At 31.9% G+C, this 23,175-nt stretch carries 16 protein-coding genes and 2 pseudogenes; 11 read left to right on the plus strand and 7 right to left on the minus strand.

Annotated elements, in window-relative coordinates:
- Positions 1–54: 54 nt before the first annotated feature.
- The 7 genes from GM3709_RS15880 to GM3709_RS15910 all read left to right on the plus strand — a co-directional run bounded on the left by GM3709_RS15880 (position 55) and on the right by GM3709_RS15910 (position 9,498).
- A complete protein-coding gene (locus GM3709_RS15880) occupies positions 55–579 on the plus strand; it encodes a F0F1 ATP synthase subunit B (RefSeq protein WP_066121100.1) in 525 nt (174 codons plus the stop codon).
- Between the two features lie 4 nt (positions 580–583).
- Positions 584–1,135 (plus strand): ATP synthase F1 subunit delta, encoded by a 552-nt coding sequence (atpH, locus tag GM3709_RS15885; protein ID WP_066121102.1) that lies wholly within the window; start codon positions 584–586, stop codon positions 1,133–1,135.
- 159 nt (positions 1,136–1,294) lie between these two features.
- On the plus strand, positions 1,295–2,800 hold the full coding sequence (gene atpA, locus GM3709_RS15890) for a F0F1 ATP synthase subunit alpha (protein WP_066121104.1): 1,506 nt from the start codon (positions 1,295–1,297) through the stop codon (positions 2,798–2,800).
- Positions 2,801–2,970: 170 nt separating this feature from the next.
- Positions 2,971–3,918 carry a F0F1 ATP synthase subunit gamma gene (locus tag GM3709_RS15895; RefSeq protein WP_066121106.1) on the plus strand — a complete coding sequence of 316 codons (948 nt, stop codon included), beginning with the start codon at positions 2,971–2,973 and terminating at the stop codon, positions 3,916–3,918.
- 227 nt (positions 3,919–4,145) lie between these two features.
- The gene (locus tag GM3709_RS15900) at positions 4,146–6,404 is read left to right on the plus strand and encodes an ATP-binding protein (protein ID WP_066121108.1); all 2,259 of its coding nucleotides are present in this window, start codon (positions 4,146–4,148) and stop codon (positions 6,402–6,404) included.
- A gap of 2 nt (positions 6,405–6,406) precedes the next feature.
- On the plus strand, positions 6,407–6,871 hold the full coding sequence (locus GM3709_RS15905; protein ID WP_066121110.1) for a response regulator: 465 nt from the start codon (positions 6,407–6,409) through the stop codon (positions 6,869–6,871).
- A gap of 59 nt (positions 6,872–6,930) precedes the next feature.
- Complete coding sequence (locus GM3709_RS15910; RefSeq protein WP_066121112.1) at positions 6,931–9,498, plus strand: response regulator; 2,568 nt, start codon at positions 6,931–6,933, stop codon at positions 9,496–9,498.
- Positions 9,499–9,651: 153 nt separating this feature from the next.
- Here GM3709_RS15910 and GM3709_RS15915 read toward each other — a convergent pair whose 3' ends face one another.
- Positions 9,652–10,803, minus strand: a complete 1,152-nt coding sequence (locus GM3709_RS15915) for an IS4 family transposase (protein WP_066116666.1) — start codon at positions 10,801–10,803, stop codon at positions 9,652–9,654.
- Positions 10,804–11,145: 342 nt separating this feature from the next.
- Here GM3709_RS15915 and GM3709_RS15920 point away from each other — a divergent pair, with 342 nt between their 5' ends.
- Both GM3709_RS15920 and GM3709_RS15925 read left to right on the plus strand, forming a co-directional pair.
- On the plus strand, positions 11,146–13,725 hold the full coding sequence (locus tag GM3709_RS15920) for a M1 family metallopeptidase (RefSeq protein WP_066121114.1): 2,580 nt from the start codon (positions 11,146–11,148) through the stop codon (positions 13,723–13,725).
- 132 nt (positions 13,726–13,857) lie between these two features.
- Positions 13,858–15,126, plus strand: a complete 1,269-nt coding sequence (locus tag GM3709_RS15925; protein WP_066121116.1) for an AmpG family muropeptide MFS transporter — start codon at positions 13,858–13,860, stop codon at positions 15,124–15,126.
- An 8-nt stretch (positions 15,127–15,134) separates the two neighbouring features.
- On the opposite strand, the gene GM3709_RS15930 is transcribed toward GM3709_RS15925, so the two are convergent.
- The gene (locus tag GM3709_RS15930) at positions 15,135–16,733 is read right to left on the minus strand and encodes a response regulator (RefSeq protein WP_066121118.1); all 1,599 of its coding nucleotides are present in this window, start codon (positions 16,731–16,733) and stop codon (positions 15,135–15,137) included.
- 104 nt (positions 16,734–16,837) lie between these two features.
- Between GM3709_RS15930 and GM3709_RS15935 the strand changes: the two are divergent.
- A pseudogene (locus tag GM3709_RS15935) lies at positions 16,838–18,104 on the plus strand (IS701 family transposase).
- A gap of 82 nt (positions 18,105–18,186) precedes the next feature.
- Here GM3709_RS15935 and GM3709_RS21720 read toward each other — a convergent pair.
- The 5 genes and pseudogenes from GM3709_RS21720 to GM3709_RS20545 all read right to left on the minus strand — a co-directional run bounded on the left by GM3709_RS21720 (position 18,187) and on the right by GM3709_RS20545 (position 22,059).
- Positions 18,187–18,321 carry a hypothetical protein gene (locus GM3709_RS21720; protein ID WP_255359668.1) on the minus strand — a complete coding sequence of 45 codons (135 nt, stop codon included), beginning with the start codon at positions 18,319–18,321 and terminating at the stop codon, positions 18,187–18,189.
- A pseudogene (locus GM3709_RS19890) lies at positions 18,322–19,439 on the minus strand (IS630 family transposase).
- A 70-nt stretch (positions 19,440–19,509) separates the two neighbouring features.
- A complete protein-coding gene (locus tag GM3709_RS15950) occupies positions 19,510–20,664 on the minus strand; it encodes a PAS domain-containing protein (RefSeq protein WP_158506755.1) in 1,155 nt (384 codons plus the stop codon).
- A 126-nt stretch (positions 20,665–20,790) separates the two neighbouring features.
- Positions 20,791–21,909: a PAS domain-containing protein gene (locus GM3709_RS15955; protein ID WP_082713024.1), complete on the minus strand. Its 1,119-nt coding sequence runs from the start codon at positions 21,907–21,909 to the stop codon at positions 20,791–20,793.
- Between the two features lie 6 nt (positions 21,910–21,915).
- Complete coding sequence (locus GM3709_RS20545; RefSeq protein ID WP_158506757.1) at positions 21,916–22,059, minus strand: hypothetical protein; 144 nt, start codon at positions 22,057–22,059, stop codon at positions 21,916–21,918.
- A 225-nt stretch (positions 22,060–22,284) separates the two neighbouring features.
- Between GM3709_RS20545 and GM3709_RS15960 the strand changes: the two genes are divergently transcribed.
- On the plus strand, positions 22,285–23,037 hold the full coding sequence (locus GM3709_RS15960) for a transporter substrate-binding domain-containing protein (protein WP_231937581.1): 753 nt from the start codon (positions 22,285–22,287) through the stop codon (positions 23,035–23,037).
- Positions 23,038–23,175: the final 138 nt, after the last annotated feature.

Below are 23,175 nucleotides of genomic sequence, written 5' to 3' on the forward strand. Positions count from 1 at the left end.
GATTCTCTCTTGTTTTCCTTCTATGGATAAGCCTAATTCTACTAAAGATTAATTATGGTGACTTTATTTTATCTAGCCACTGAAGAAACTGCAGGCGGATTTGGTATAACTTCAGATATTCTCGGTTCTAACGTTATTAACCTAGTTGTAATAATTGGGTTGTTATTTGTCTATGGTGGAAAATTCATAAGTAATTTACTTACAGAAAGACGCAATAGAATTGCTGAGGAAATTCAAGAAGCAGAAAATACAGCCAGTTTGGCTGCAAAGGCTTTAGCTGAGGGAAAAGAAAACTTAAACAAAGCTCAAGCAACAGCGAAACAAATCAAATCCGATGCAGAGTCCACCGCCGAGAAATTACGGGCGGAAATTTTGGCTCAAGGACAAAAAGACATTGAAAGAATGAGAGCTACTGCTGTGCAAGAGTTAGACTCCGAAAGAGCTAAAGTAGTAGCGGGTTTAAGAAAAAGAATTGCTGTATTAGCCTTAGAAAAAGCAGAACAGCAGTTAAAAGAAACTTTGACTGATGAAGTGCAAGGTAAGCTCATTAGTCGTGCGGTTGACCAATTAGGAGGTTAAATTTATGCAAAGTGCTATTACCGCCGAAGTAGTAGAACCTTATGCTGAAGCCCTAATGTCTCTAGCTCAACAAAAAAATATTACTGATGCGATCGGTGATGATGTCCGTTCTTTATTGACATTAATCCAAGAATCTCCAGAATTAAAAACTTTTTTAGCTAGTCCATTGGTGAAAGCTGAGGATAAAAAAGCTGTTATTAAACAAGTCGCCGGAGAGCAAATCAATCCCTTTTTGCTCAACTTTTTACTTTTATTAGTGGATAAAAAACGTATTGGCTTTATCGAAGGAGTTTGTAGTAAATATCTCGAAATCCTCCGTAAGTTGAATAATATAGTTTTAGCTGAAGTTACCTCCGCAGTAAGACTGTATGAGGGTGAAGCTGAAAAATTAGTCACTAAAATCAAAAATATTACTGGAGCGACAGGGGTTGAAATTCAGACTAAAATCGATCCAGACATCATTGGTGGTGTAATCATCAAAGTCGGTTCTCAAGTTTATGACGCTAGTCTTAAAGGACAATTACGTCGTATTAGTCTTAATGTACTTGGCATTTAGGTTTCCTAGTATCGACTTTAGTCGTAAAACGTTAAAGCTCTTGAGAGCTAACTACAAACAATAGTATCTAAAAACAATCAACCCTCAAAGGTTTAGTAAAAACGATCAATTGTATTAACAAGCAAACTTTTAAATATAAGTCGCTAAAAATAAAGGAATATGATCAGACCAGACGAAATTGCTAGTATTATTCGCCAACAGATTGAATCTTATGATCAACAGGTTCAAGTTTCCAACGTTGGTACAGTGTTACAAATCGGTGATGGTATCGCCCGTGTGTATGGCTTAGATAAAGTCATGTCCGGTGAGCTTGTAGAATTTGAAGATGGAACTGTTGGTATCGCCCTTAACTTAGAAGCTGATAACGTTGGGGTTGTATTAATGGGTGACGGTATTGGCATTCAAGAAGGTAGTAACGTTAAAGCTACTGGTAAAATTGCTCAAATCCCTGTAGGTGAAGCCTTAGTGGGTAGAGTTTTAGATGCTTTAGCCCGTCCTATTGATGGTAAAGGTGAAATCGTTGCTTCTGAATCCCGCTTAATTGAGTCTCCAGCCCCCGGTATCGTTGCTCGTAAATCGGTTTGTGAACCTATGCAAACTGGGATTACTGCGATCGATGCGATGATTCCGGTAGGTAGAGGGCAACGGGAGTTAATTATTGGTGACAGACAAACTGGTAAAACTGCCATTGCTGTTGACACTATCATTAACCAAAAATCCGAAGACGTAATTTGTGTTTACGTTGCGATCGGTCAAAAGGCTTCCACCGTTGCTAGTGTGGTTGATACCTTAAAAGAAAAAGGTGCTTTAGACTACACTGTGATTGTAGCGGCTAATGCTAACGATCCTGCAACCTTACAATATTTAGCTCCTTATACTGGTGCTGCGATCGCTGAGTACTTCATGTACAAAGGTAAAGCAACTCTCGTAATTTATGATGACTTATCTAAACAGGCTCAGGCTTACCGTCAAATGTCCTTGTTATTACGTCGTCCTCCCGGTCGTGAAGCATATCCCGGAGATGTATTCTACTTACACTCTCGCTTATTAGAAAGAGCGGCTAAACTCAGCGATGAATTAGGTGGTGGAAGTATGACTGCATTACCTATCATCGAAACCCAAGCTGGTGACGTTTCTGCTTACATTCCTACCAATGTAATTTCTATTACTGATGGTCAAATCTTCTTATCTTCTGACTTGTTTAACTCTGGTTTCCGTCCTGCTATTAACGCTGGTATCTCTGTATCTCGTGTAGGATCTGCCGCTCAAACCAAAGCCATGAAACAGGTCGCAGGTAAATTAAAATTAGAATTAGCCCAGTTTGCAGAATTAGAAGCATTCTCTCAATTTGCTTCTGACTTAGATGCAGCGACTCAAGCACAATTAGCCAAAGGGCAACGTTTACGTCAGTTGCTCAAACAGCCTCAAAATTCTCCTTTAGCGATTTGGGAACAAGTTGCTCAGGTTTATAGTGGTATCAACGGTTTATTAGATGATATTGCCGTGGACAAAGTTGTAGAATTTGTTGCTGAATTGAGAAACTACATCAAAAACAACAAGCCTAAATTTGTAGAAATCGTCAGTACAGAGAAAAAACTCACTGATGAGGCTGAAACTTTATTGAAAGAAGCTATTACCGAAGCTAAACAAGCATTTTCTGCTTAATTTAATGAATTTTAGGTGGGTATTTATTGCTCACCTTACTTCTTGAAATATTCAGAATAGGATTAGTTAATGCCGTAATAAATATCATTTGAGTTCAGAGTTCGATAGATAACATTACGGTTTTTAACTGTCAACTGTCAACTGTCAACTATCAACTGTGAATTAAAATTATGTCTAATTTAAAAGCGATACGCGATCGCATTGACTCGGTAAAAAATACAAAAAAAATTACTGAAGCCATGCGGCTAGTGGCGGCGGCGAAAGTTAGAAGAGCTCAAGAACAAGTTACAGCTACCCGCCCTTTTGCGGATACTTTAGCCCAAGTTCTTTATGGCTTACAAAATCGTCTCCGCTTTGAAGATGTGGACTTACCTTTACTCAAAGAAAGAGAAGTTAAAACTGTTGGTTTATTCGTCATTACAGGCGATCGTGGTTTATGTGGTGGCTACAATACGAATGTAATAAAAAAAGCTGAACAACGGGCGGCGGAATTGAAAGAGCAAGGTATTGATTATACCTATGTAACGATCGGGCGTAAAGCAGGACAATACTTCAAACGTAGAAACGAGCCTATTGCACAGCAGTATTTCGGTTTAGAGCAAATTCCTACAGCGAAAGAATCTGGGGCGATGGCTGATGAATTATTGTCTTTATTTTTTTCTAAGAATATCGATCGGGTAGAATTAATTTATACTCGTTTTATGTCCTTAATCAGTTCTAAACCTGTAATTCAAACTTTATTACCCTTAACTCCTCAAGGTTTGGAAGTTCATGACGATGAAATTTTCCGTTTAACAGTAAAGGGTGGTGAGTTTCAGGTAGAAAGAGAAACTGTAGCGAATACGGCACAAACTTTGCCTAGAGAGATGATTTTTGAACAAGATCCTGTTCAGATTCTTGACTCATTACTACCATTATACATTAATAACCAATTATTAAGAGCATTACAAGAGTCTGCCGCTAGTGAATTAGCCGCTCGAATGACTGCGATGAGTAATGCGAGTGAAAATGCTAAAGAATTAATGAAAACCTTGACATTATCTTATAACAAAGCTCGTCAAGCATCTATTACTCAACAAATTCTTGAAGTTGTATCAGGTGCTAATGCTTTAGGCTAACTTGTAAAAAATTCACCAAATACTTAAGTCTTTCTCTTAATGGGGGAAGACTTTTTTTATTAATTCCAAGACTTACGCACCAGCCCTCTTGATTCTCCAATTCTGGGGGAAATATCAAGTTTGCTTAAACAGTTATAAGCTAAGATCTAAGATCTGAGTGCTTTGTCGTTCTCTCAGGAATTACTAGGTTATAATGATGGGATTTAAAAATTTGAAGTTAATAATTTATGTCAAAGTCTAAAGCAGAAAAAATTGTCATTACATCTGAAAATGTTGATTTAACTAACTGTGCTAGAGAACAAATTCATACCCCTAATTCTATTCAGTGTCATGGCACATTAATTGTTTTAGATAAAGACTCTTTTGATATTATTCAAGCAAGTAAAAATGTAGAAAAAATCCTTGGTTATAAATATGTAGATTTAATTGGTTTTCCTTTAGCTACATTACTAAATAATAGCAGTATTGAACGAATAAAAAGTTGTTTAAATAAAGATTTTGCTTCCATTAATCCCCTCAGAATTAAAATTAACAATGAAACTTTAAATTTAATAGTTCACGAAAATCAAGGATTTATTTTTCTTGAATTTGAGCCTGTTGATGAAAAATATCAAAATGACTTCCTCAATTTTTACAATCTGACCAAAAAAATCGTCGATGAAATGCAAATCAGTGCTAATCTACAAGATTTATCAGAAATAATCGTTAAGAATATACGTGAACTGACAGGATTTGATCGAGTGATGATTTATCGTTTTGATGAAGACGGCTCAGGTAATGTAATTGCAGAAGATAAAAAAGAAGAGTTAGAGAGTTTTTTCGGATTACGTTATCCTCCCACAGACGTACCAAAACCTGCAAGAAGATTATATAAATTAAACTATATTCGTATTATTTCTGATATTGACTCTCAAGGAATTTCTCTGCCACCCCATCCCCTCACTAACGAACCTTTTGATCTTAGTTATTCGACTTTGAGAAGTGTTTCCCCTATTCATATTGAATACTTGCAAAATATGGGAGTACAAGCATCTATGTCCATATCTATCCTCCATGAAAATAAATTATGGGGATTGATTGCCTGTCATCACTATCAACCGAAATATCTCCCTTACGAAATGAGAACTGCTTGTGAGTTTTTGGGTAAGGTTATGTCTTTAAATCTTATTGCCAAAGAGGATAAAGAAAACTTCTCCAATAAAATAGAAATTAAAGAAAGACTTTCTGAGGTAATAAAAAAATTATCCCAAACAGTAAATATTGCTGAAAGTTTATCTGAAAATATTGATTTAGTAAAAGGATTAGTCAATGCCCAAGGATTGGCGATATGTTTTGAGGGAGAATTAAAACTAACAGGCACAACTCCTGAAATATTTGCCATAAATGAGCTTGTGGCTTGGTTAAAAGGAAATAATGATAAAAATTTTTTCCATACTGATCACCTTTCAGGAATTTATGAACAAGGAATCCCCATTAAATCCGTAGCCAGTGGCATAATGATACTTTATCTAAGTAGAGTTAAAGATTCTTATATCATCTGGTTTCGACCTGAAGTCTCACAGATTGTTACATGGGCTGGAAATCCCCATAAAGAAGCTCAGTTAGAAGAAGATGGCACTCTTACTCTTACTCCTCGAAAATCCTTTGAACTTTGGAAACAAAACCTGACAGGGCATTCTTTACCTTGGCTTAAGAGTGAAATTCAACAGATTATGGAGTTCCGTAACCTACTGATAGATATTATCTTTAAAAAATCTAATGAATTAATTGAGTTAAATATTGAATTACAAAGAAGTAATGAGGAGTTAGATTCCTTTGCCTATATTGCATCTCATGATCTCAAAGAACCTTTAAGGGGCATTTATAACTATTCGTATTTATTATTAGAAGATTATGAACAGGTTTTAGATGAAGATGGTTCTCGAAAATTAAATATGTTAATGACTTTAACTAAAAGAATGGAAAGGCTCATGGATGCTTTATTATACTATTCCCGTTTAGGACGCAAAGAACTTCATCTTGAAACTATTGATATTAAACAAATGATCGAGGAAGAGATAATACCAATTCTTGAAGTTTCTCAACAAGAATCACTAGATATTAGAATTGTCGAAAAAATTCCTACTTTTAAGGGTGATAAAACTCTCATAGAAGAAGTTTTTATGAACTTAATTACTAATGGATTAAAATATAATAATCAACCTGAAAAAATTATTGAAATTGGCTATTTAAGAAACTCACAAAAATCTTCCCAAATTATTTTTTATGTTCGAGATAATGGTATTGGTATAGAAGAAGAACATCAAACGATAATTTTCAATATTTTTAAAAGATTACATGGACAAAAAACTTTTGGAGGTGGCACTGGTGCGGGTTTAACTATTGTAAAAAAAATCATTGAACGTCATGGTGGGAAAATATGGGTTGAATCAACCTATGGACAAGGGTCAATCTTTTACTTTACACTGGAAATGGAGGAAAAATAACAATGATAGCAGAACAATTTAAGCCTTTACATTCGGAATTACCTCATAGGTTACTGGTGATAGAAGATAGCGAAGAAGACTATGAAATGTTTATGAGAGTGGTTAATAAAAACAGTATCAAATGTCTTATTCATCATTCTGAAACGGGAGAAGAAGCATTAAAATTTTTACAGAACTCAAATAAAGAAAAATTCCCCAATCCATCGCTAATTTTATTAGACTTAAATTTACCCGGAATAAATGGTAAAAAAGTTTTACAAAAAATTAAATCTGATCCTTTTTTTAACTTAATTCCTGTGGTTATTTTTAGTAGTTCTTCTCATTCAAAAGATATTGAAGATTGTTACAGTAAAGGTGCAAATGCTTATGTCATAAAACCTATGAATGTTATTCTCTTAGAGGAATATATTAAAACAATATTATCTCATTGGCTCAATGTAAATACACCATGCTCTAAAATGTTATAAACATACTTTTTACCAACATTTTAATTTATTTTTATGACGACTATACAGGAGTCTCAATCATGTTAGTTAATAATGATGTTGATTGTCGATCGGAAATTTATCAAGTTTTAATTATTGAAGATTCTTTAGCTGATTTTGAACTTTATCAAAAATTTTTACAAAAAGATCAACTTCATTACTATAAGATAGAATACGCTGAAACCGCAACAGAAGGCTTAGATTTTTTTCGGGCTAAAAAACCTGATTTTGTTATTGTTGATTATTCTCTTCCTGACATGAATGGCTTGAAATTAATCTCAGCAATTAAAAAATTAGATCAATTTCCAGAAGTTCCCATTATTATGATGACAGGCTTAGGAAATGAAGCGATCGCCCTCCAAGCGATGAAACAAAATATTCAAGATTATTTAGTTAAAAGTGATTTAGATTTTCACAAATTTATTAATACAATTTATAATCTTATTACTTTAACAAGCACTCAAAATTTTAATTCAGAAGAGCAAATAATCGAGGTTTTATTAATTGATGATTCAGAATTAGATTTAAAACTTTATCAAAAATTTCTTACTGAAGATCAAAATTCTCTATTTAATGTTTATACAGCAAAAACTGCTCAAGAGGCATTAAATTTCTTAAAAAGAAAAGAAGTAGATGTCATCGTTACTGATTATCAACTTCCAGATATGAACGGAATTGAATTAATTAAAAATTATCAAAAATTCAGAAAATTAAATGAGGTTTGTATCATCCTGATGACCGGTTTTGGTAATGAAAAACTGGTGGTAGATGCGTTTAAAAATGGTGTAGTTGATTATTTTTTAAAAGAGAATATTTTATTTAATAATTTTGCACAAAAACTTAAAGAAAATGTTTATAAAATACGTATATCATCTCAATTAAAAGAAATTCAATTACAGAAAAATTTATTATCAAAAATTAGTTTAAATATTCGTAAATCTTTAGAATTAGAGGAAATTATTCAAACTTCAGTAACAGAAATTAAAAAATATTTACTTTGCGATCGAGTTTTAATTTATAAACTAAATAGATTAGGAGAAGGAAAAATTATCGCCGAGGAGGTGAATAATCCTTTTTTAAAAAGTTTAGGTTTAAATATTACAGATACTTTTTTTGAAGATTCAAGAAACCGTGAAGAATATGTAATTAATTTTCGCAAACAAGTTATTAGCAACATCAATGAATCTAATCTTACTCCTTGTCATCAACAATTACTAAAACAATTTCAAGTTAAATCTATCGTGACAATTCCTATTATTATTGAAAGTGTAGAAAATCCATTATGGGGGGTATTAGTTGTCCATTTTTGTAAAGAAATACATTACTGGAAAAACAATGAAATTAGTTTTTTAAATGAAGTTAGTTTGCAAATTACAATTGCTATTCAACAAGGATTATTACTCACAGAATTAAAAAAACAAAGAGATATTGCCTATCAAGCAACTCAAGCTAAAAGTGCTTTTTTAGCTAACATGAGTCACGAAATTCGCACTCCCATGAATGGCATTTTAGGAATGGCTGAAATGTTATCTTTCACCAATTTAACGGAAGAACAAAAAGACTATTTAACTATTATTGAATCTAGTGGAAAAAATCTCCTTAATTTAATTAATGATATTTTAGATTTATCAAAACTTGAAGCAGGAAAAATTGAGCTTCATTTAACAGAATTTATACTGCAAGATATAGTAAAAGAACTTATAAATTTATTTAGTTTTACTTTAAAAAAAAAAAATTTAACCATAGAATTAGACATAACAAAAGATTTACCTGTCAAATATTTAGGAGATTGTCAACGTTTAAAGCAAATTTTGATTAATTTAGTAGGTAATGCTATAAAATTTACTTCAAAAGGAAATATAAAAATTATCATAAAAGAATATAGTCGATTATCTGATAATAAACAAAACGAAATAGAATTATATTTTGCAATTCAAGACAGTGGAATTGGTATTAATTTAGAAGATCAGAAAAAATTATTTTTACCATTTTCTCAAGTAGAAAATTCAACTACTAAAAATTTTCAAGGTACTGGATTGGGATTATCTATTTGTAAAAAATTAGTAGAATTAATGGGTGGTAATATCGGTATTAAAAGTAATTTGGATCAAGGTTCAACTTTTTGGTTTACTGCTAACCTAAAATCATTAAGTTATTTATCTTCTGAATCTTTAAACTATCAAACTAAAGAAAATATTATCGATAAAAAATTTATTGCAAAACAAGAAAAAATCCTGTTGGTGGAAGATAATAAAGTTAATCAAATAGTAGTTAAAAATCAGCTCAAAAAAATAGGATATAAGTGCGATATTGCTGACAATGGGCAAATAGCCTTAGATTTACTTAAAAAAAAATCCTATGATTTAATTTTTATGGATTGTCAAATGCCAATTTTAGACGGCTATGATACAACTCTTGCAATTCGTCAAAATGAAAAAACTAAAGACATGATTATTATTGGTTTGACGGCTTTCGCTATGGAAAAAGATAAAGAAAAATGTATAGATTCTGGAATGAATAGCTATTTATCAAAGCCTTGCAACTTAAATGAAATATCAAGTGCAATTAAAAAATGGATTAAGGGAAAAAATAATTCGGACTTACAATAGATTTGGATGATATTAAAACTAGGTATTAAGAATTAATTTTAAGTTCTCAGGCAAAATTAATTGTATATTTTGAACCAAAATTTATTAATACATCTTCTACCGCTTTTATTAAATTCAAATAACTCCCATAAGCCTGAGGGGACGACAAAGCACTCATAATGCAGATTGGATAAGGGAAATAGCCCTCATACCTTGACGATAATAGGAGTGTTTCTGAGGAAATAAAGAGGTTAACTCCTCTAATTGTTCTTGGAAAAAGCAGATTTCACTTAGCCATTTTATGGCATTTAAACCAATAGAAAAATCACTATTTCTTTTATATTTTCTACCTTTTTCAGTCGGACGAACTAGATATTCACTTATTCCTTTTCTTTTAATTTCTTCTCCTATAAATGTTGAATAACTATAGGATAACGTTATTAGTATAATTAAAGAAATTAGTCGTTCATTATTGACTTTTGTACTCTCTAAATTATAACCGCCTAATTTCAAATCTCTAAACATTTCTTCGATGCCCATTCTTTTGGAATAAGCGGAGATTGTTTCCGACATACTTGCTAAATTTGTGAGAATAAACCATGGCTCTTTGCTAGATTTATTTCGATAATTTTTTTTCCACTTTGCTGCTAAATTAATTCCTGAAAATCCCTTCGTTTTTGTAACTTTTATTCCTCGATAATATACAGAGAATCCAGGACATAAACCTAATTCACTTAATCGAAACCATATATCAGATTCTAATTCGACATATTCGCTCTTTTTTAAACGTAGAGATAAATAAACCTGTTTCTCTAGTGATAACCACTTTGCTAAATCTACAGAGCAAAATTCTCTATCTCCTAAAACGATTATTTTATATTCAATTAATAAATTAATACTCGGTTCTAATACTTGTTTTTGTTCTAATAAATTACTGCTTCCTTTTTTATCTAGTAATGTAAAATAAATGGGAATAGCTCTTTGATTATAAACTAAACTTACCATCAATATATTAATATTTTGCCACTGTGTTCTATCAATTACTAAATAGATAACTTTTTTCGATTCCCAATTATTAATAATCCATGATTTTAAAATAGGAAACCAGATAGTTTCAATTTTCCAATTTTCCAGACTTAGAAATCTTTGTAACTTTTTAATTCTACTTCTTAATTTAATCGGATAAGGAAAAAGTTTTGCCATTTCTTCTAACCTAACAGTTTTAAGATTTTGGAGTAAGTTAACTAAAAGACAAAGAGTTAAATATTGAGGTAAATTAAACTGCTTTTTAAAATTATCTTGATAATCTTGGGGAAGTTGAAACATCTTTTTCTATTATTATTAATATACAAACTGAAAATATCTCATCTTTATCCAGATTACCATGTTCAATCCCTTACAGCATAGTCTTTTTAGCTTCATTGTCGCCCCCTCAGCCCATAAGCCAAAAGTTCTAACCATTTATATTTAATAAATCTCCACAATATTTCTATTTTATTTACGGTGAGTATAGGGGGCAAGAAAAACTGTTTTTGCGAAAGTCCTAAATTCTATAAATTTAACCAAATTAAGAACGTTTTCTGTTACCTTTCTCTGAATTAACTCAATTTCGACAAGTTAATTTGTTAACATATTCTTTCATATACCTAAATCCTCTAAATTGCAATTATGAGTCGTTGGCAATATTTTTTCGATGCAGAAGAAAAGAAAAGTTTTGAGTTACCCGGTTCTAAACCTCATTATAATCCCGATCGATACGGACAAGTGCAACATATCGCCCTTGATTTAGACTTAGATATTTCAAGGCAAAGTTTTAGAGGTATTTGTACGATTATCTTAACCCCCGTTAGAAGTAATATTACTCAATTAACCCTCGATGCCGTTGATTTAACGATCGAATCTGTCTTAATTGACAATATCAGTCAACCTTTCGATTATGATGGACAAATTATTACGATCAATCTTTTGCAACCCACCACAGAAGTAGATTTAAAAATTGCGATCGAGTATAGCAAGGAAAAACCACAAAGAGGTTTATATTTTATTGTCCCCGATGAATATTACCCAAACAAACCGAGTCAGGTATGGACACAAGGAGAAGATGAAGATTCGAGATACTGGTTTCCTTGTTTTGACTATCCTGGACAATTAGCAACATCAGAAATAATAGTAAAAGTACCTTTAGAATATATTGCTATTTCTAATGGTGAGTTATTTAAAGTAGAAGAATTAGACGGATATAAAACCTACTATTGGCTACAACCTCAAGTTCATCCTACATATTTAATGACATTAGCAGTAGGTAAATTTGCAGAAATTGAGGATAAATGGCAAGGTACCCCCGTTAATTATTATGTGGAAAAAGGACGAGAAACAGAAGCGAAAATTAGCATGGGTAAAACCCCAAAAATGATTGAATTTTTCAGTCAAAAATATGGTTATCCTTACCCTTATTCTAAATATGCTCAAGTGTGTGTCGATGATTTTATTTTCGGGGGGATGGAGAACACATCTACTACTATTTTAACCGATCGCTGTTTATTAGATGAACAAGCCTCTTTAGATAATCGTAATACTGAAAGTCTAGTGGCTCATGAATTAGCACATCAATGGTTTGGGGATTTAGTAGTAATTAAACATTGGAGTCACGCATGGATTAAAGAGGGGGCTGCTTCCTATGCAGAAGTATTATGGACTGAACATGAATACGGTCATGATGAAGGAGCATATTATTTATTGAAAGAGGCGAGAAGTTATCTACAAGAGGATTCTTCTCGTTATCGTCGCCCTATTGTTACAAATGTTTACCGAGAAGCTATTGAGTTATACGATCGTCATCTATACGAAAAAGGCGCTTGTGTTTATCATATGATTCGAGGAATTTTAGGAGAGGAATTATTTGATAAATTTACCCATACTTTTGTTAATGATCATGCTCATAAAACTGTCGAAACTATCGATTTATTAAGATCGATCGAGAAAGCAACAGGCTATAATTTAAGTCCTCTTTTTGATCAATATGTTTTTAGAGGAGGACATCCTGACTTTAAAATTAATTATAGTTGGGATAGTGAATCAAATTTAGCTATAGTAACTATTACACAAACTCAAGCAAAGGAAGATAATGGTAAATTTATTGATTTATTTAACTTAAAAATACCTTTGGCATTTGGTTATATCAGAAAAGGAGAAAAACCTGATTTAAAACTATTATCTCTTAAACTTAATAAACCCGAGCAAGTTTTTTATTTTCCTTTGGCAGAAAAACCTGATTTTATCTCTTTTGATGTTGGTAATTATCATCTAAAAACTGTTAAATTAGAGTATGGATTTGCTGAACTAAAAAATCAATTAAATCATGATCCTGATGTAACTTCTCGAATATACGCAGCGATCGCCATTGGGAAAAAAGGTAATTTAGAGGCATTGAAAACCTTAAAAGAAGCCCTAGAAAATGAGGGATTTTGGGGAGTAAAAGTCGAAATTGCGAAACAATTGGGCAAAATTAAGCTCAATCAAGCCACCGAAGTATTAATTGCCCATATTCAAAATGATAATGCTAAAGTAAGAAGGGCAATAGTGGAAGCCTTAACCCACCACAAAAATGAAGCTAGTTACCAAGCCTTAAAAAACATCGTCATCAACGGTGATGAAAGTTATTATGTAGAATCTTCTGCTATTAACGGTTTAGGCAAACTCGCCACGGGTAATTTGGAAGGTAAACAAGAAGAAATTATCACCATCTTACAGCAGATTTTAACAGAAAAAAGCGGTTGGAATGAGGTGATTCGATCGAGTGCAATTAACGCTTTAAGTCAACTAAAAACCAACGAAATTGCCGCCGATATTATCAGTCAATATACTGAGTTAGGCATTCCTCAACCCTTACGTTTAACTGCTATTCGTTGCTTAGGAGCGATCTCCAAAGGTCAAAAACCTGATAAACTAACTTCTATACTTGAAAAATTTGAGTCTATGCTATCGGATACATTCTTTTTGACTCAAATGTCATTAATAGGTGGTTTAGGGCAAATAGAAGACTCCCAAGCTATTGCTTTGTTAACAAATTTAGCCGATACCACCCCTGATGGTAGAGTTAAACGTCGTGCAGAAGAAGCTATTAATCAACTAAATAGTAAATTAAGTAGTGATAAAACCTTGAAAAACTTACAGCAAGAAGTGGATAAACTTAAAGAAGAAAATCAGGATTTACAAAGCCGTTTAGCCAAATTAGAAGCGGTTAAATAATTAACAATTAACAATTAACAATTAAGTTTTGTCAAAATTTTTTCTTTAACTGATAAATATTAAATATAAAAAAAGTACATTGATGACTAATACACAAATATTAATTTTAATTATAGTTTTTCAAGGAGTTTAATGAATAATTTAATTAGAGTCTTTGAAAGTAGAAAAATTTTAGCTTTACTATTAATTGGATTTTCCTCTGGATTACCTTATCTTCTTACAAACAAAACCCTACAGGCGTGGATGACTCAAGAAGGAGTTAATTTAACCGCTATTGGTTTATTTAGTTTAGTAGGATTACCGTATTCTTTAAAGTTTCTTTGGTCACCTTTAATGGATCGTTTTGTACCACCTTTTTTTGGGCGCCGTCGAGGTTGGTTAATTCTTACTCAACTTTTATTAGTAGTTGCGATCGCTTGTATGTCATTACAACGACCAAAAGAAGCCTTATTTTTTGTTGCCATTAACGCTGTATTTATTGCTTTTATTAGTGCGAGTCAAGACATTGTCGCTGATGCTTATCGTACCGATATTCTTGAAGTATATGAAATGGGTGCGGGGGCGGCTACTTTTGTTTTAGGCTATCGTGTTGCTTTACTCTTAACAGGTTCATTTGCGTTGATTTTAGCGGATTTAATGCCTTTTAATTTTGTTTATTTATGTTTAGCAGGATTAATGCTACTAACTGTAACTTTTACCCTCTTTGCACCCGAACCAAAATTCGACAATAATAGCCCTCAAAGTCTCAGAGATGCGGTGATTTTGCCTTTTCAAGAGTTTTTTCAACGCTCAGGAGTAGTCTCAGGTATTTTGATGTTGTTATTCATTAACCTTTACCGATTGGGAGACTCTTTCTTAGCAAATATGTCCACTCCTTTTCTTTTACAAACTGGATTTACACAAACCGATATTGGGGCAATTCAAGGGGGAATGGGTTTACTGGCTACCATTGTCGGCACTTTAGTAGGAGGTGCAGTTATGAGCAAAATTGGCATTAATAGAGCGTTGTGGATATTTGGAGCAATACAAGCCATTAGCAATTTATCTTATTTTGTATTATCACAGGTAGGACAAAATTACCCCATTATGATATTAACGATTAATATTGAAAATTTTTGTGGTGGTTTAGGCACAGCTTCATTTATCGCCTTTCTAATGAGTTTATGTAATCAGCAATTTTCCGCCACTCAATACGCCCTACTATCTAGTTTATATGCGGTAGGTAGAGATATTTTAGTTGCACCGGCAGGAAAAATAGTTGAAAATATTGGTTGGTCATGGTTTTTTCTTTTTACGATAATATTAGCCCTTCCCGGATTACTTTTATTACCTTGGTTTGCCCCTTGGAATCCTCAACTTGTAGATATTCCCCGTCCGGGTTTAGATAATGATATAGATTAAAAGATTTATTATTGAGTGGGTAGTTCACGAATATATTTATTGATGATACGAGAAAATTCTTCTACCACGATCGGTTTACCGATATAATCATTCATACCTAATTGTAAACAACGTTCTTTTTCCCCTTGAACAGTTCCAGCAGTTAAGGCAATAATGGGAGTAAATTTATTGACGGGTATTTTTCTAATTTCTTGAGTAGCTTCATAACCACTCACCATCGGCATTTGTATATCCATTAAAATTATATCAGGGTTATATTCCCTAAATTTATCGATCGCTTCTTGTCCATTTTTCGCTTCAATAATTTTGATTTTGGGTAATATTTTATTTACCATCACTTTGGCTAAAGTCATATTAACTTTATTGTCTTCAGCAATGAGGATAGTATAATTAGAGTAATCGAGATTTATTAGATTTTCGACACATGTCGGGATAGTAAAAGTTTTTGCCGTCAGTTGAGTGAGAATAGAATATAGTTGAGATATACTGATGGGTTTATTGAGTTGAGAGTGTATATGTAATCCTTGACACGCCTGACTAATATATCGATCGTTCGCCGTACTGTGTAACGATATAATAGGCAATTGATCCGCATTAATCATCAGTTTTGTTCGTATTTGTCTAATTATTGTTACGCCATCCATAAAAGGCATTTCATAGTCGATAATAGCCGCCTGATAACAATTAGTCGTAATTTTTTCCAAGGCAACAATACCATTTTCCGCTATATCACCATGAATGTTTTTAAGAGCCAACATATCTTTTAAAATACTACTATTATTTTTATTATCATCAACCACTAAAACTTCTTTAATCCTATCTAAACCTTCATAGATAATCATTTCACCTATCTCAGTTTCAACTTGTATTGAAAAAAAGAAACGGCTACCTTTACCTTGTTCGCTTTCAATATGTAATTTACCACCCATTAAGTTCACTAATTTATGAGAAATAGTTAAACCTAATCCTGTACCACCATATTTGCGAGTGGTAGATTCGTCTTCTTGAGAAAAAGCCAAAAAGATCGTTTTTTGTTTGTCAGAGGAGATACCAATACCTGTATCTCTGACGGAAAATTCTAGGGTATAACAATTATCATGTTTACTTAGTATCTTAATTGCTAATTCAATTTCTCCTGTATCGGTAAATTTAGCAGAATTACCTAAAAGGTTTATTAAGACTTGTTTTAATCTTAAATCATCTATCCATGCAAAACGAGGTAATTCGGGAGAAATATTTAGGAGTAATTCTATTTCTTTATCTTTGATTTTAAAACGAATAATATCAGTAACTTGAGTACAAATTTCCCATAAATCATGTTTTTCGATTACTAATTCTAGTTTTCCAGCTTCTATTTTGGAAAAATCTAGTATATCGTTGATTAAGTCAAGAAGAATATTACCTGATTGATGTACTAATTGAAGATATTTTTTTTGAGTATTATTGACATTTGTTTGTAATAAAAGTTCAGAAAAACCGATAACTCCATTAAGAGGAGTGCGTATTTCGTGACTCATATTCGCTAAAAACTCTGATTTGGCAAGATTTGCCGTTTCAGCGAGTCGTTTTGCCTTTAAGAGACTTTCTTCCAAGGTTTTTCTCTCCATAGCACTAGAAATACTATCAGCAAAGCTACAAAGTAACGGTACTTAGACAAAACAATAACAACAATTAAGCTATAATATTTACATTATATTGTTTTTAGGTCAAAATGAAAGAAATCACATCTTCATCAATGCCACCCTGTTTCGAGCGTTGGTGCCAAAAAATAGACCCTGTATTAAAAACAAAAGCACAAAAACGAGAGTTTAGAAATTATTTGGGCGGTTTATTAGGTGATTCTCAAAGAAAAAATCTCACTCAAATTGCCCATAATAATCTTGATATTACTTATCATAAGTTACATCATTTCCTAACAGAATCCACTTGGAATTATGATGAGGTAAATAATAAAAGACTAGAAATTATTGCCTCATGTCGTCAAACTAAAATAAGTCGCTCTTTCTCTTTAATTATCGATGATTCAGGTCATCGTAAAAGTGGCAATTTTACTGACTGTGTGGGACGACAATATATTGGTGAAATTGGCAAAACTGATAATGGTAATATCCGCAGTCACCACCCACATTTATGATGGGGTCAGAAGTTTTCCCTTAGACGTTGAATTATATGAAAAAGCGGAAAATTTCCCCTTGGGAAAAGATGACCCACAATTTCAAAAAAAACCCGATATTGCCTTTAATTTAATTGAAAAATGTTTAAACCGAAATTACCATCCTCAAATAATTTTAATGGATGGGGGTTATGGGAACAATACTAATTTATTAGAAAAATTAGAACAAAAAAATTTAAAATATATAGGAATTATTGCAAAAAATAGATTAGTACAAGTAGTAAAAGAAGATTTGAGAGAGTCTGAAAAAAGAATAGATGAAATAGCTAAATTATTACCTCAAGAGAGTTTTGAAGAAATAAAAACAGGTAAAAATAGAGAAAAAACTCTTTGGGTAGCAACCATAAAAATTAAATTATCAGCCTTATCAGGAATAAAAACCGTAGCTATCGTCATGAATGCTCCCAGTTTTGAAAAGTCCACAGATATTGATTATTTAATGACCAATGAAACAGGAGAAAAAGTCTGTGCAAATTGGATAGTAGAAACTTATACATCAAGAAATTGGATAGAAGTATTTTACCGTGAAATTAAGGGATGGTTAGGCTTATCACAATACCAAGTGAGAAATAAAAGAAGTTTAATGAGACATTTTATATTGGTATTTTGCGCCTATACTTTTATTCAATGGCATCGTTTGACAGGGGGATTGAGAAGGCAATGGGGAAATAAACCCTTAAATACTTTTGCAGAGGCATTGGAAGCGTTTCGGACAGCAGTGTCTTTTCGTTTCTTTCAATGGTTAAAAGATAATGTGGAAGTATTTAGCTTATATAAAGCAAGTTTAGGGTTTATTTGGGCATAATTTTTGTCTAAGTACCGTTAGTTTAGATGAAATAATCCGCAGTTATTGTGACAGTTAAGTGTCTCATTCTTATTTTTAATGACTATAAATAGTAAGCCTGATCTACTTCAATCCCTTTCGCAAGTATGGACAGAGAACAGCCGATCGCACTATCAATATTTTTGTTAGAGAGTAATTCTTTAGTTGCCTGAGAAATAGCTACTAAGCTAAGACGCATTTAACTTACATTGATTAATTCACCCTTATTCTTAAATTTTTTACTCCAATTAATTACTAAACTTCCTTCATTTAATAAGTAATTTACTGTTTTTTCTAGCTGTTCTTTATTTTCAAAGTTTCTATAAGCTATATATTCCTTTGCCGAATGCCACACTAATTCTATTAAGTTATAATCTGGACTATATACCGGTAAATATTCTAGTCTTATATTCGGTAGATTTTTTTCTATTTTTTCTACTATTTCCTTTTTTTTATGGAAACTTGCGTTGTCTAATATTATGATTATTTTCGGACCACATTCTTTAAAATCTTTTTCATCATTTCCCTTACTTACCCATTCATTTTTTATTTCTTCCCATAACTTTTTTAATTGTTCACAAAACGTTTCTGAATCACCTTTTTTTATTACAAAACATCTTCTTTTTTTATCCGAATATCTTATTCCTCCCATGATATTTACTCTTCCTCTTCTTCTTTCTCCCTTCACCTTTTTTCTTTTTCCTTTTTTCTTTTTCCTTTTTTCGTCCATGTTTTTCTTCTTATCACCCTTAAACTAAAACCACACTCATCCTAAAACCATACTTGAACTAACTCAGGATTCTCTTTACCTATTTCTATGTAATGTTCTAATTTTTCTTTAAATGCTTTTCTTTGTTCTTGATTTTGTTTGTCTTCTAAACTATATTTTCCCCAAATATAACTATACTTTTTTCTTTTTAATATCCTCACTACTTGTGATTTGCTTAATTTAATTCCTGTTTCTTTTTCCAAATGTTCTGATAATCTTTACCCCGTCCATCGACCAAAATCATATCCAAAATCTTCAGGATTTTTATCAACTACTTCTAATAATCTTTCAATATATTTATCCGTTGCTTTTGTTTGGTTTCCTTTTCTTCTTTTATCTTGCAATGAATCTACATTATTAGGATTACCATGAACTGCCCAGTAAGCCACCGTTTTGGGGGAACAACCCAAAAAAACTGCTATTTCTTGATAATTTTTACCATCATTCTCTAATAAAAATATTAAAATTCTTTCCCTGACTTCCGATCTCTTTTCTATTTTTAAAGCATCTTGTAGATACTTTCTTTCTTCCTTCCTCTGACAAAAAATTTTTAGAAGGCATAAATCACACCTAAGTTTTATCTTTTCTGACTTAAATTATATACCAAATCAATGCGTCTTAGCTTAACATTTGTTCTTTTCTAATTAATTGTTGATTTATGTTCTGTAATTCTGTTTCAGTGTTTTTTTGTTTAGTTATATCAAAAATCAGTCCTTCAATATGTTTTAATTGAGCATTTCGATCGTAAACTCCTCTACCTTTTTCATAAACCCAAAGTTCTTGATTATCAATAGTTGTAATAATATATTGAATTTCAAAACATTTTTTTTCTTCTAAAAACTGATTTATTTGTTTTCTAACATTATTTCGATAATCAGGATGAATAATTGCTTGTAAACTAATTTGATTAGTAATAAAATCTTCAGTTTTATAACCTGTTAATCGTTCAATTTCATCACTAATAAAAATAGCTGTATAATCTTCGTCATTAAGGCATTGATAAGCTACTCCGGGTAAATAATCAATGAGATTTTTAAGTCGGGCTTCGCTTTCGGCTAAGGCAATTTTAATAAGTTGATTTTCAGTAATATCAGTAACAATACCATCAATTCTAATTATTATCCCTTGTTCATTTTGGACATACTTTGCTTTACTGGAAACCCATTTTATTTCACCTTCATGAGTGACAATACGATATTCTGTTTGTGAATAACCTTTGGTTTCCATATTTTGCCAAATAACATCGACAATACCCTGATCTTCAGGATGAATAAACTGACTCCAAAGGGTGTAATCTTCCATCCATTCTTTAAGAGGAATACCATAAATTTTTTCTACTGATGGACTAACATATATAACTTTAAAATTTGGGACACTAATTGACCATAATACTTCTGTTAAAGATGAAATTACATTTTGTAGCTGATCTTTTGTTTGTTGAAACTCAATTTCTGCTTGTTTTTGTTCTGTAATATCTGTTATTGTTCCAAACCAAAACCATTTACCTTGATCATCTTGATGAGGTTTTGATTGAATACGCATCCATCGAATTTGATTATTGATAATAAATCTCGTTGTTTCGTTAAAAGATGATTTTTGGATGAGTGTTTCAATATTTTTTTGTAAGAAGTAATCTTGATCGTCAGGATGGATAATATTTATAGCTAAATGGGGATGATCTAAAACATCTTGCTCTTTAATATTATTAAGACGACACCATACAGGACTAACATAAGCAAAAGTAAAATCTTCTCGCAGTTTGTAAATACCCATAGGAATCATAGAGACTAACGGTACTTTGAAAAATTTTGGTGCAAAAATAGCTTCAAATACAGTCAGAGTAAGATATTTAGGTAAACGTCATAAAAACGGCTGAAACTCTTGGTATAAAAGGAAAAGTTATCGATCTATGTAAAATCTTTGATTTATAACGATTTGAGACTCATAGTTTAATATTTTTAGTTTAAGTCCCGCTAACTCATTATATTCCGCAGTTTTTTCCAAAAGGGCAATTTGATTCCGTTTTTGTCGATCGATGTCTTGAAATGAACCATAAATACGGATACATTTACCATCTTTAAATTCAGATTTAATAATTAGTTTTACCCAAATTTCTCTAGCTTTTGCGGTAATAAATTGGACTTCCAAAGAAGAAGATTTACCCAAATTAATAGCATCATTTACAGCGTTTATAACAGTGTTTCTACTTTTTCCTTCTTTATAAAAATTAATACCTTCCATTAAGGTAACTTCAGAGGGAGATGGCAATTCATGAATTATTCTGGTCATATTAGACCATTCTACTTTTTCAGCATTTAAATACATTTGCCAACCGCCAACTCTAGCTAATTGATTAGTTTGATCTAAAAATTCTTTAGTTTTAAGCAGTTCAATTTCTGTTTTTTTTCTTGTGGTAATATCTTGAATTGTGCCAAAAAATTCTACACATTTACCATTTTCTAATTTTACATTTCCGATAATTCTCACCCAAATTTCTTTTTTCGTAGCAGTGATTATTACTACTTCTAAATCATAGCCAATACCTTCTCTGATAGCTAAATCCATCGCAGAAACTAATTTATCTCTATTTTCTCCTTCTTTAATAAAATTTATAGCTGTATCCAGATCTGCAATATAGTCTTCAGATACTTCATGAATTTTTTTAGTAATTTTTGACCAATATATTTTATTATTGATTAAATCAGCATCCCAAAGACCAATATCACCAACTTCATTGATACGATCGAATAATGTTCTGGTATGAGATAATTGGGTTTCGATAGATTTACGATGAGTTATATCTCTTCCCACGGCATAAATTAAATTATCAACACATCTCGATCGCCATTCTATGTAATAATAAGACCCATCATGGGAAAGATAACGATTTTCAAAATTATAAATTTCCTTACCATTGCCTAATTTTTCTGTGGCTTCCCAAGTTGAGGATAAATCATCTGGATGAACAAAATCAAAAAATTTACGAGTTTCTAATTCAGTGGTGTTATAACCTAAGATAGATTTTCATGCTTGATTAACTCGGATAAAATTTCCTTTTAAATCAGCAATACAGAGTAAGTCTAATGCTAAAGAGAAAAAATTTTCTAAATCTTTTTTCGCAGGTAAACTTTCTGAGATATTTTCATGAATTTTATCTTCTAAGGACATACTTTGCCATTGAATAAATAGATTCTCCTATTTTAATCATGAATAATAAATCATGAATAATAAATCATGAATGATAAATTAAAAAACGAAAATTATTAGATCTCTTGCAAAATAAAAATTAAAATAAATTAGAAGCCAAATTACATCAAATCCCATATCCTAAATTATTATAGAAGTCTATCAAATATGATGAATCAAATCAGATTCCTAAAAGTAGTATCCTCAATGTTGATTTCTATCGCATTTTTTGTTTTTCATCCAGCGGGTGCCTATGGGGGAGAATGGCAAGAAATTGAAAAAAAAGGACTATTAACCATAGCTGTTAAAGATAATTTGCGTCCTTTGGGTTATCGTGATCAAGAGGGTAATTTACGGGGATTTGAAATTGATTTAGCCCATCGTTTAGCTTTAGAATTGTTAGGGGAAGAAAAAGCAGTTCAACTTATTCCCGTCAATAATCAAGAAAGAATACAAATTGTCACAGATGTAGAAGTAGATTTGGCGATCGCCTCAGTAACAGCTAATGCCTCTCGTCGTCGCATCGTAGATTTTAGTGATTCATACTATTTAGATGGTACGGGAATTTTGGTCAAAAAAGGCAAAAAAATAGATTTAACGAAGAAAATTGGGGTACTTTCTAATTCTCGATCGATCGACCAAATCAGATATAATTTACCGAGAGTTACATTACAAGCCGTCTCATCCTATGAAAAAGCCTTAGAATTGATGGAATTAGGAGAAATTGAAGGATTTGCGGGAGATATAACTGTTTTAGTCGGTTGGGTACAAGAAAACAGTGATTATGAACTATTATCAAAGGTTTTTGGTGGTTATCCCCTCTCGATCGTACTTCCTAAAGGACGACAATATCAAGAATTACGAGATAAAGTAAACCAAGTAATCAGAAAATTGAATCAAGAAGGATGGTTAGAGGAAAAAGCTAAATATTGGGGATTACCGATTAATAACTTAAACTAAGTAAGGTGTGCTGAAAAAGTCTTTTTATGAGGGTAGGAGTGATAGGAATTGACTTAAACATTGTTAAAATTGATTTTCGATAACTATTTACTCAATTTAATTATTTTTTAGGGAAAAAATTTGTTTAGTTAACACTCT

Origin of the sequence: Geminocystis sp. NIES-3709, assembly GCF_001548115.1 — a bacterium.
GTDB lineage: Bacteria > Cyanobacteriota > Cyanobacteriia > Cyanobacteriales > Cyanobacteriaceae > Geminocystis.

Bases quoted from the DNA above. Each gene is read 5' to 3' on its own strand.
- GM3709_RS15950 (WP_158506755.1), bottom strand. From the start codon at position 20,664: ATGGGTATTTACAAACTGCGAGAAGATTTTACTTTTGCTTATGTTAGT.
- GM3709_RS15930 (WP_066121118.1), bottom strand. From the start codon at position 16,733: ATGGAGAGAAAAACCTTGGAAGAAAGTCTCTTAAAGGCAAAACGACTC.
- GM3709_RS15960 (WP_231937581.1), top strand. From the start codon at position 22,285: ATGTTGATTTCTATCGCATTTTTTGTTTTTCATCCAGCGGGTGCCTAT.
- GM3709_RS15895 (WP_066121106.1), top strand. From the start codon at position 2,971: ATGTCTAATTTAAAAGCGATACGCGATCGCATTGACTCGGTAAAAAAT.
- GM3709_RS15915 (WP_066116666.1), bottom strand. From the start codon at position 10,803: ATGTTTCAACTTCCCCAAGATTATCAAGATAATTTTAAAAAGCAGTTT.
- atpA (WP_066121104.1), top strand. From the start codon at position 1,295: ATGATCAGACCAGACGAAATTGCTAGTATTATTCGCCAACAGATTGAA.
- GM3709_RS15925 (WP_066121116.1), top strand. From the start codon at position 13,858: ATGAATAATTTAATTAGAGTCTTTGAAAGTAGAAAAATTTTAGCTTTA.
- GM3709_RS15880 (WP_066121100.1), top strand. From the start codon at position 55: ATGGTGACTTTATTTTATCTAGCCACTGAAGAAACTGCAGGCGGATTT.
- GM3709_RS15920 (WP_066121114.1), top strand. From the start codon at position 11,146: ATGAGTCGTTGGCAATATTTTTTCGATGCAGAAGAAAAGAAAAGTTTT.
- GM3709_RS15900 (WP_066121108.1), top strand. From the start codon at position 4,146: ATGTCAAAGTCTAAAGCAGAAAAAATTGTCATTACATCTGAAAATGTT.
- GM3709_RS21720 (WP_255359668.1), bottom strand. From the start codon at position 18,321: ATGCGTCTTAGCTTAGTAGCTATTTCTCAGGCAACTAAAGAATTACTC.
- GM3709_RS15905 (WP_066121110.1), top strand. From the start codon at position 6,407: ATGATAGCAGAACAATTTAAGCCTTTACATTCGGAATTACCTCATAGG.
- GM3709_RS20545 (WP_158506757.1), bottom strand. From the start codon at position 22,059: ATGTCCTTAGAAGATAAAATTCATGAAAATATCTCAGAAAGTTTACCT.
- atpH (WP_066121102.1), top strand. From the start codon at position 584: ATGCAAAGTGCTATTACCGCCGAAGTAGTAGAACCTTATGCTGAAGCC.
- GM3709_RS15910 (WP_066121112.1), top strand. From the start codon at position 6,931: ATGTTAGTTAATAATGATGTTGATTGTCGATCGGAAATTTATCAAGTT.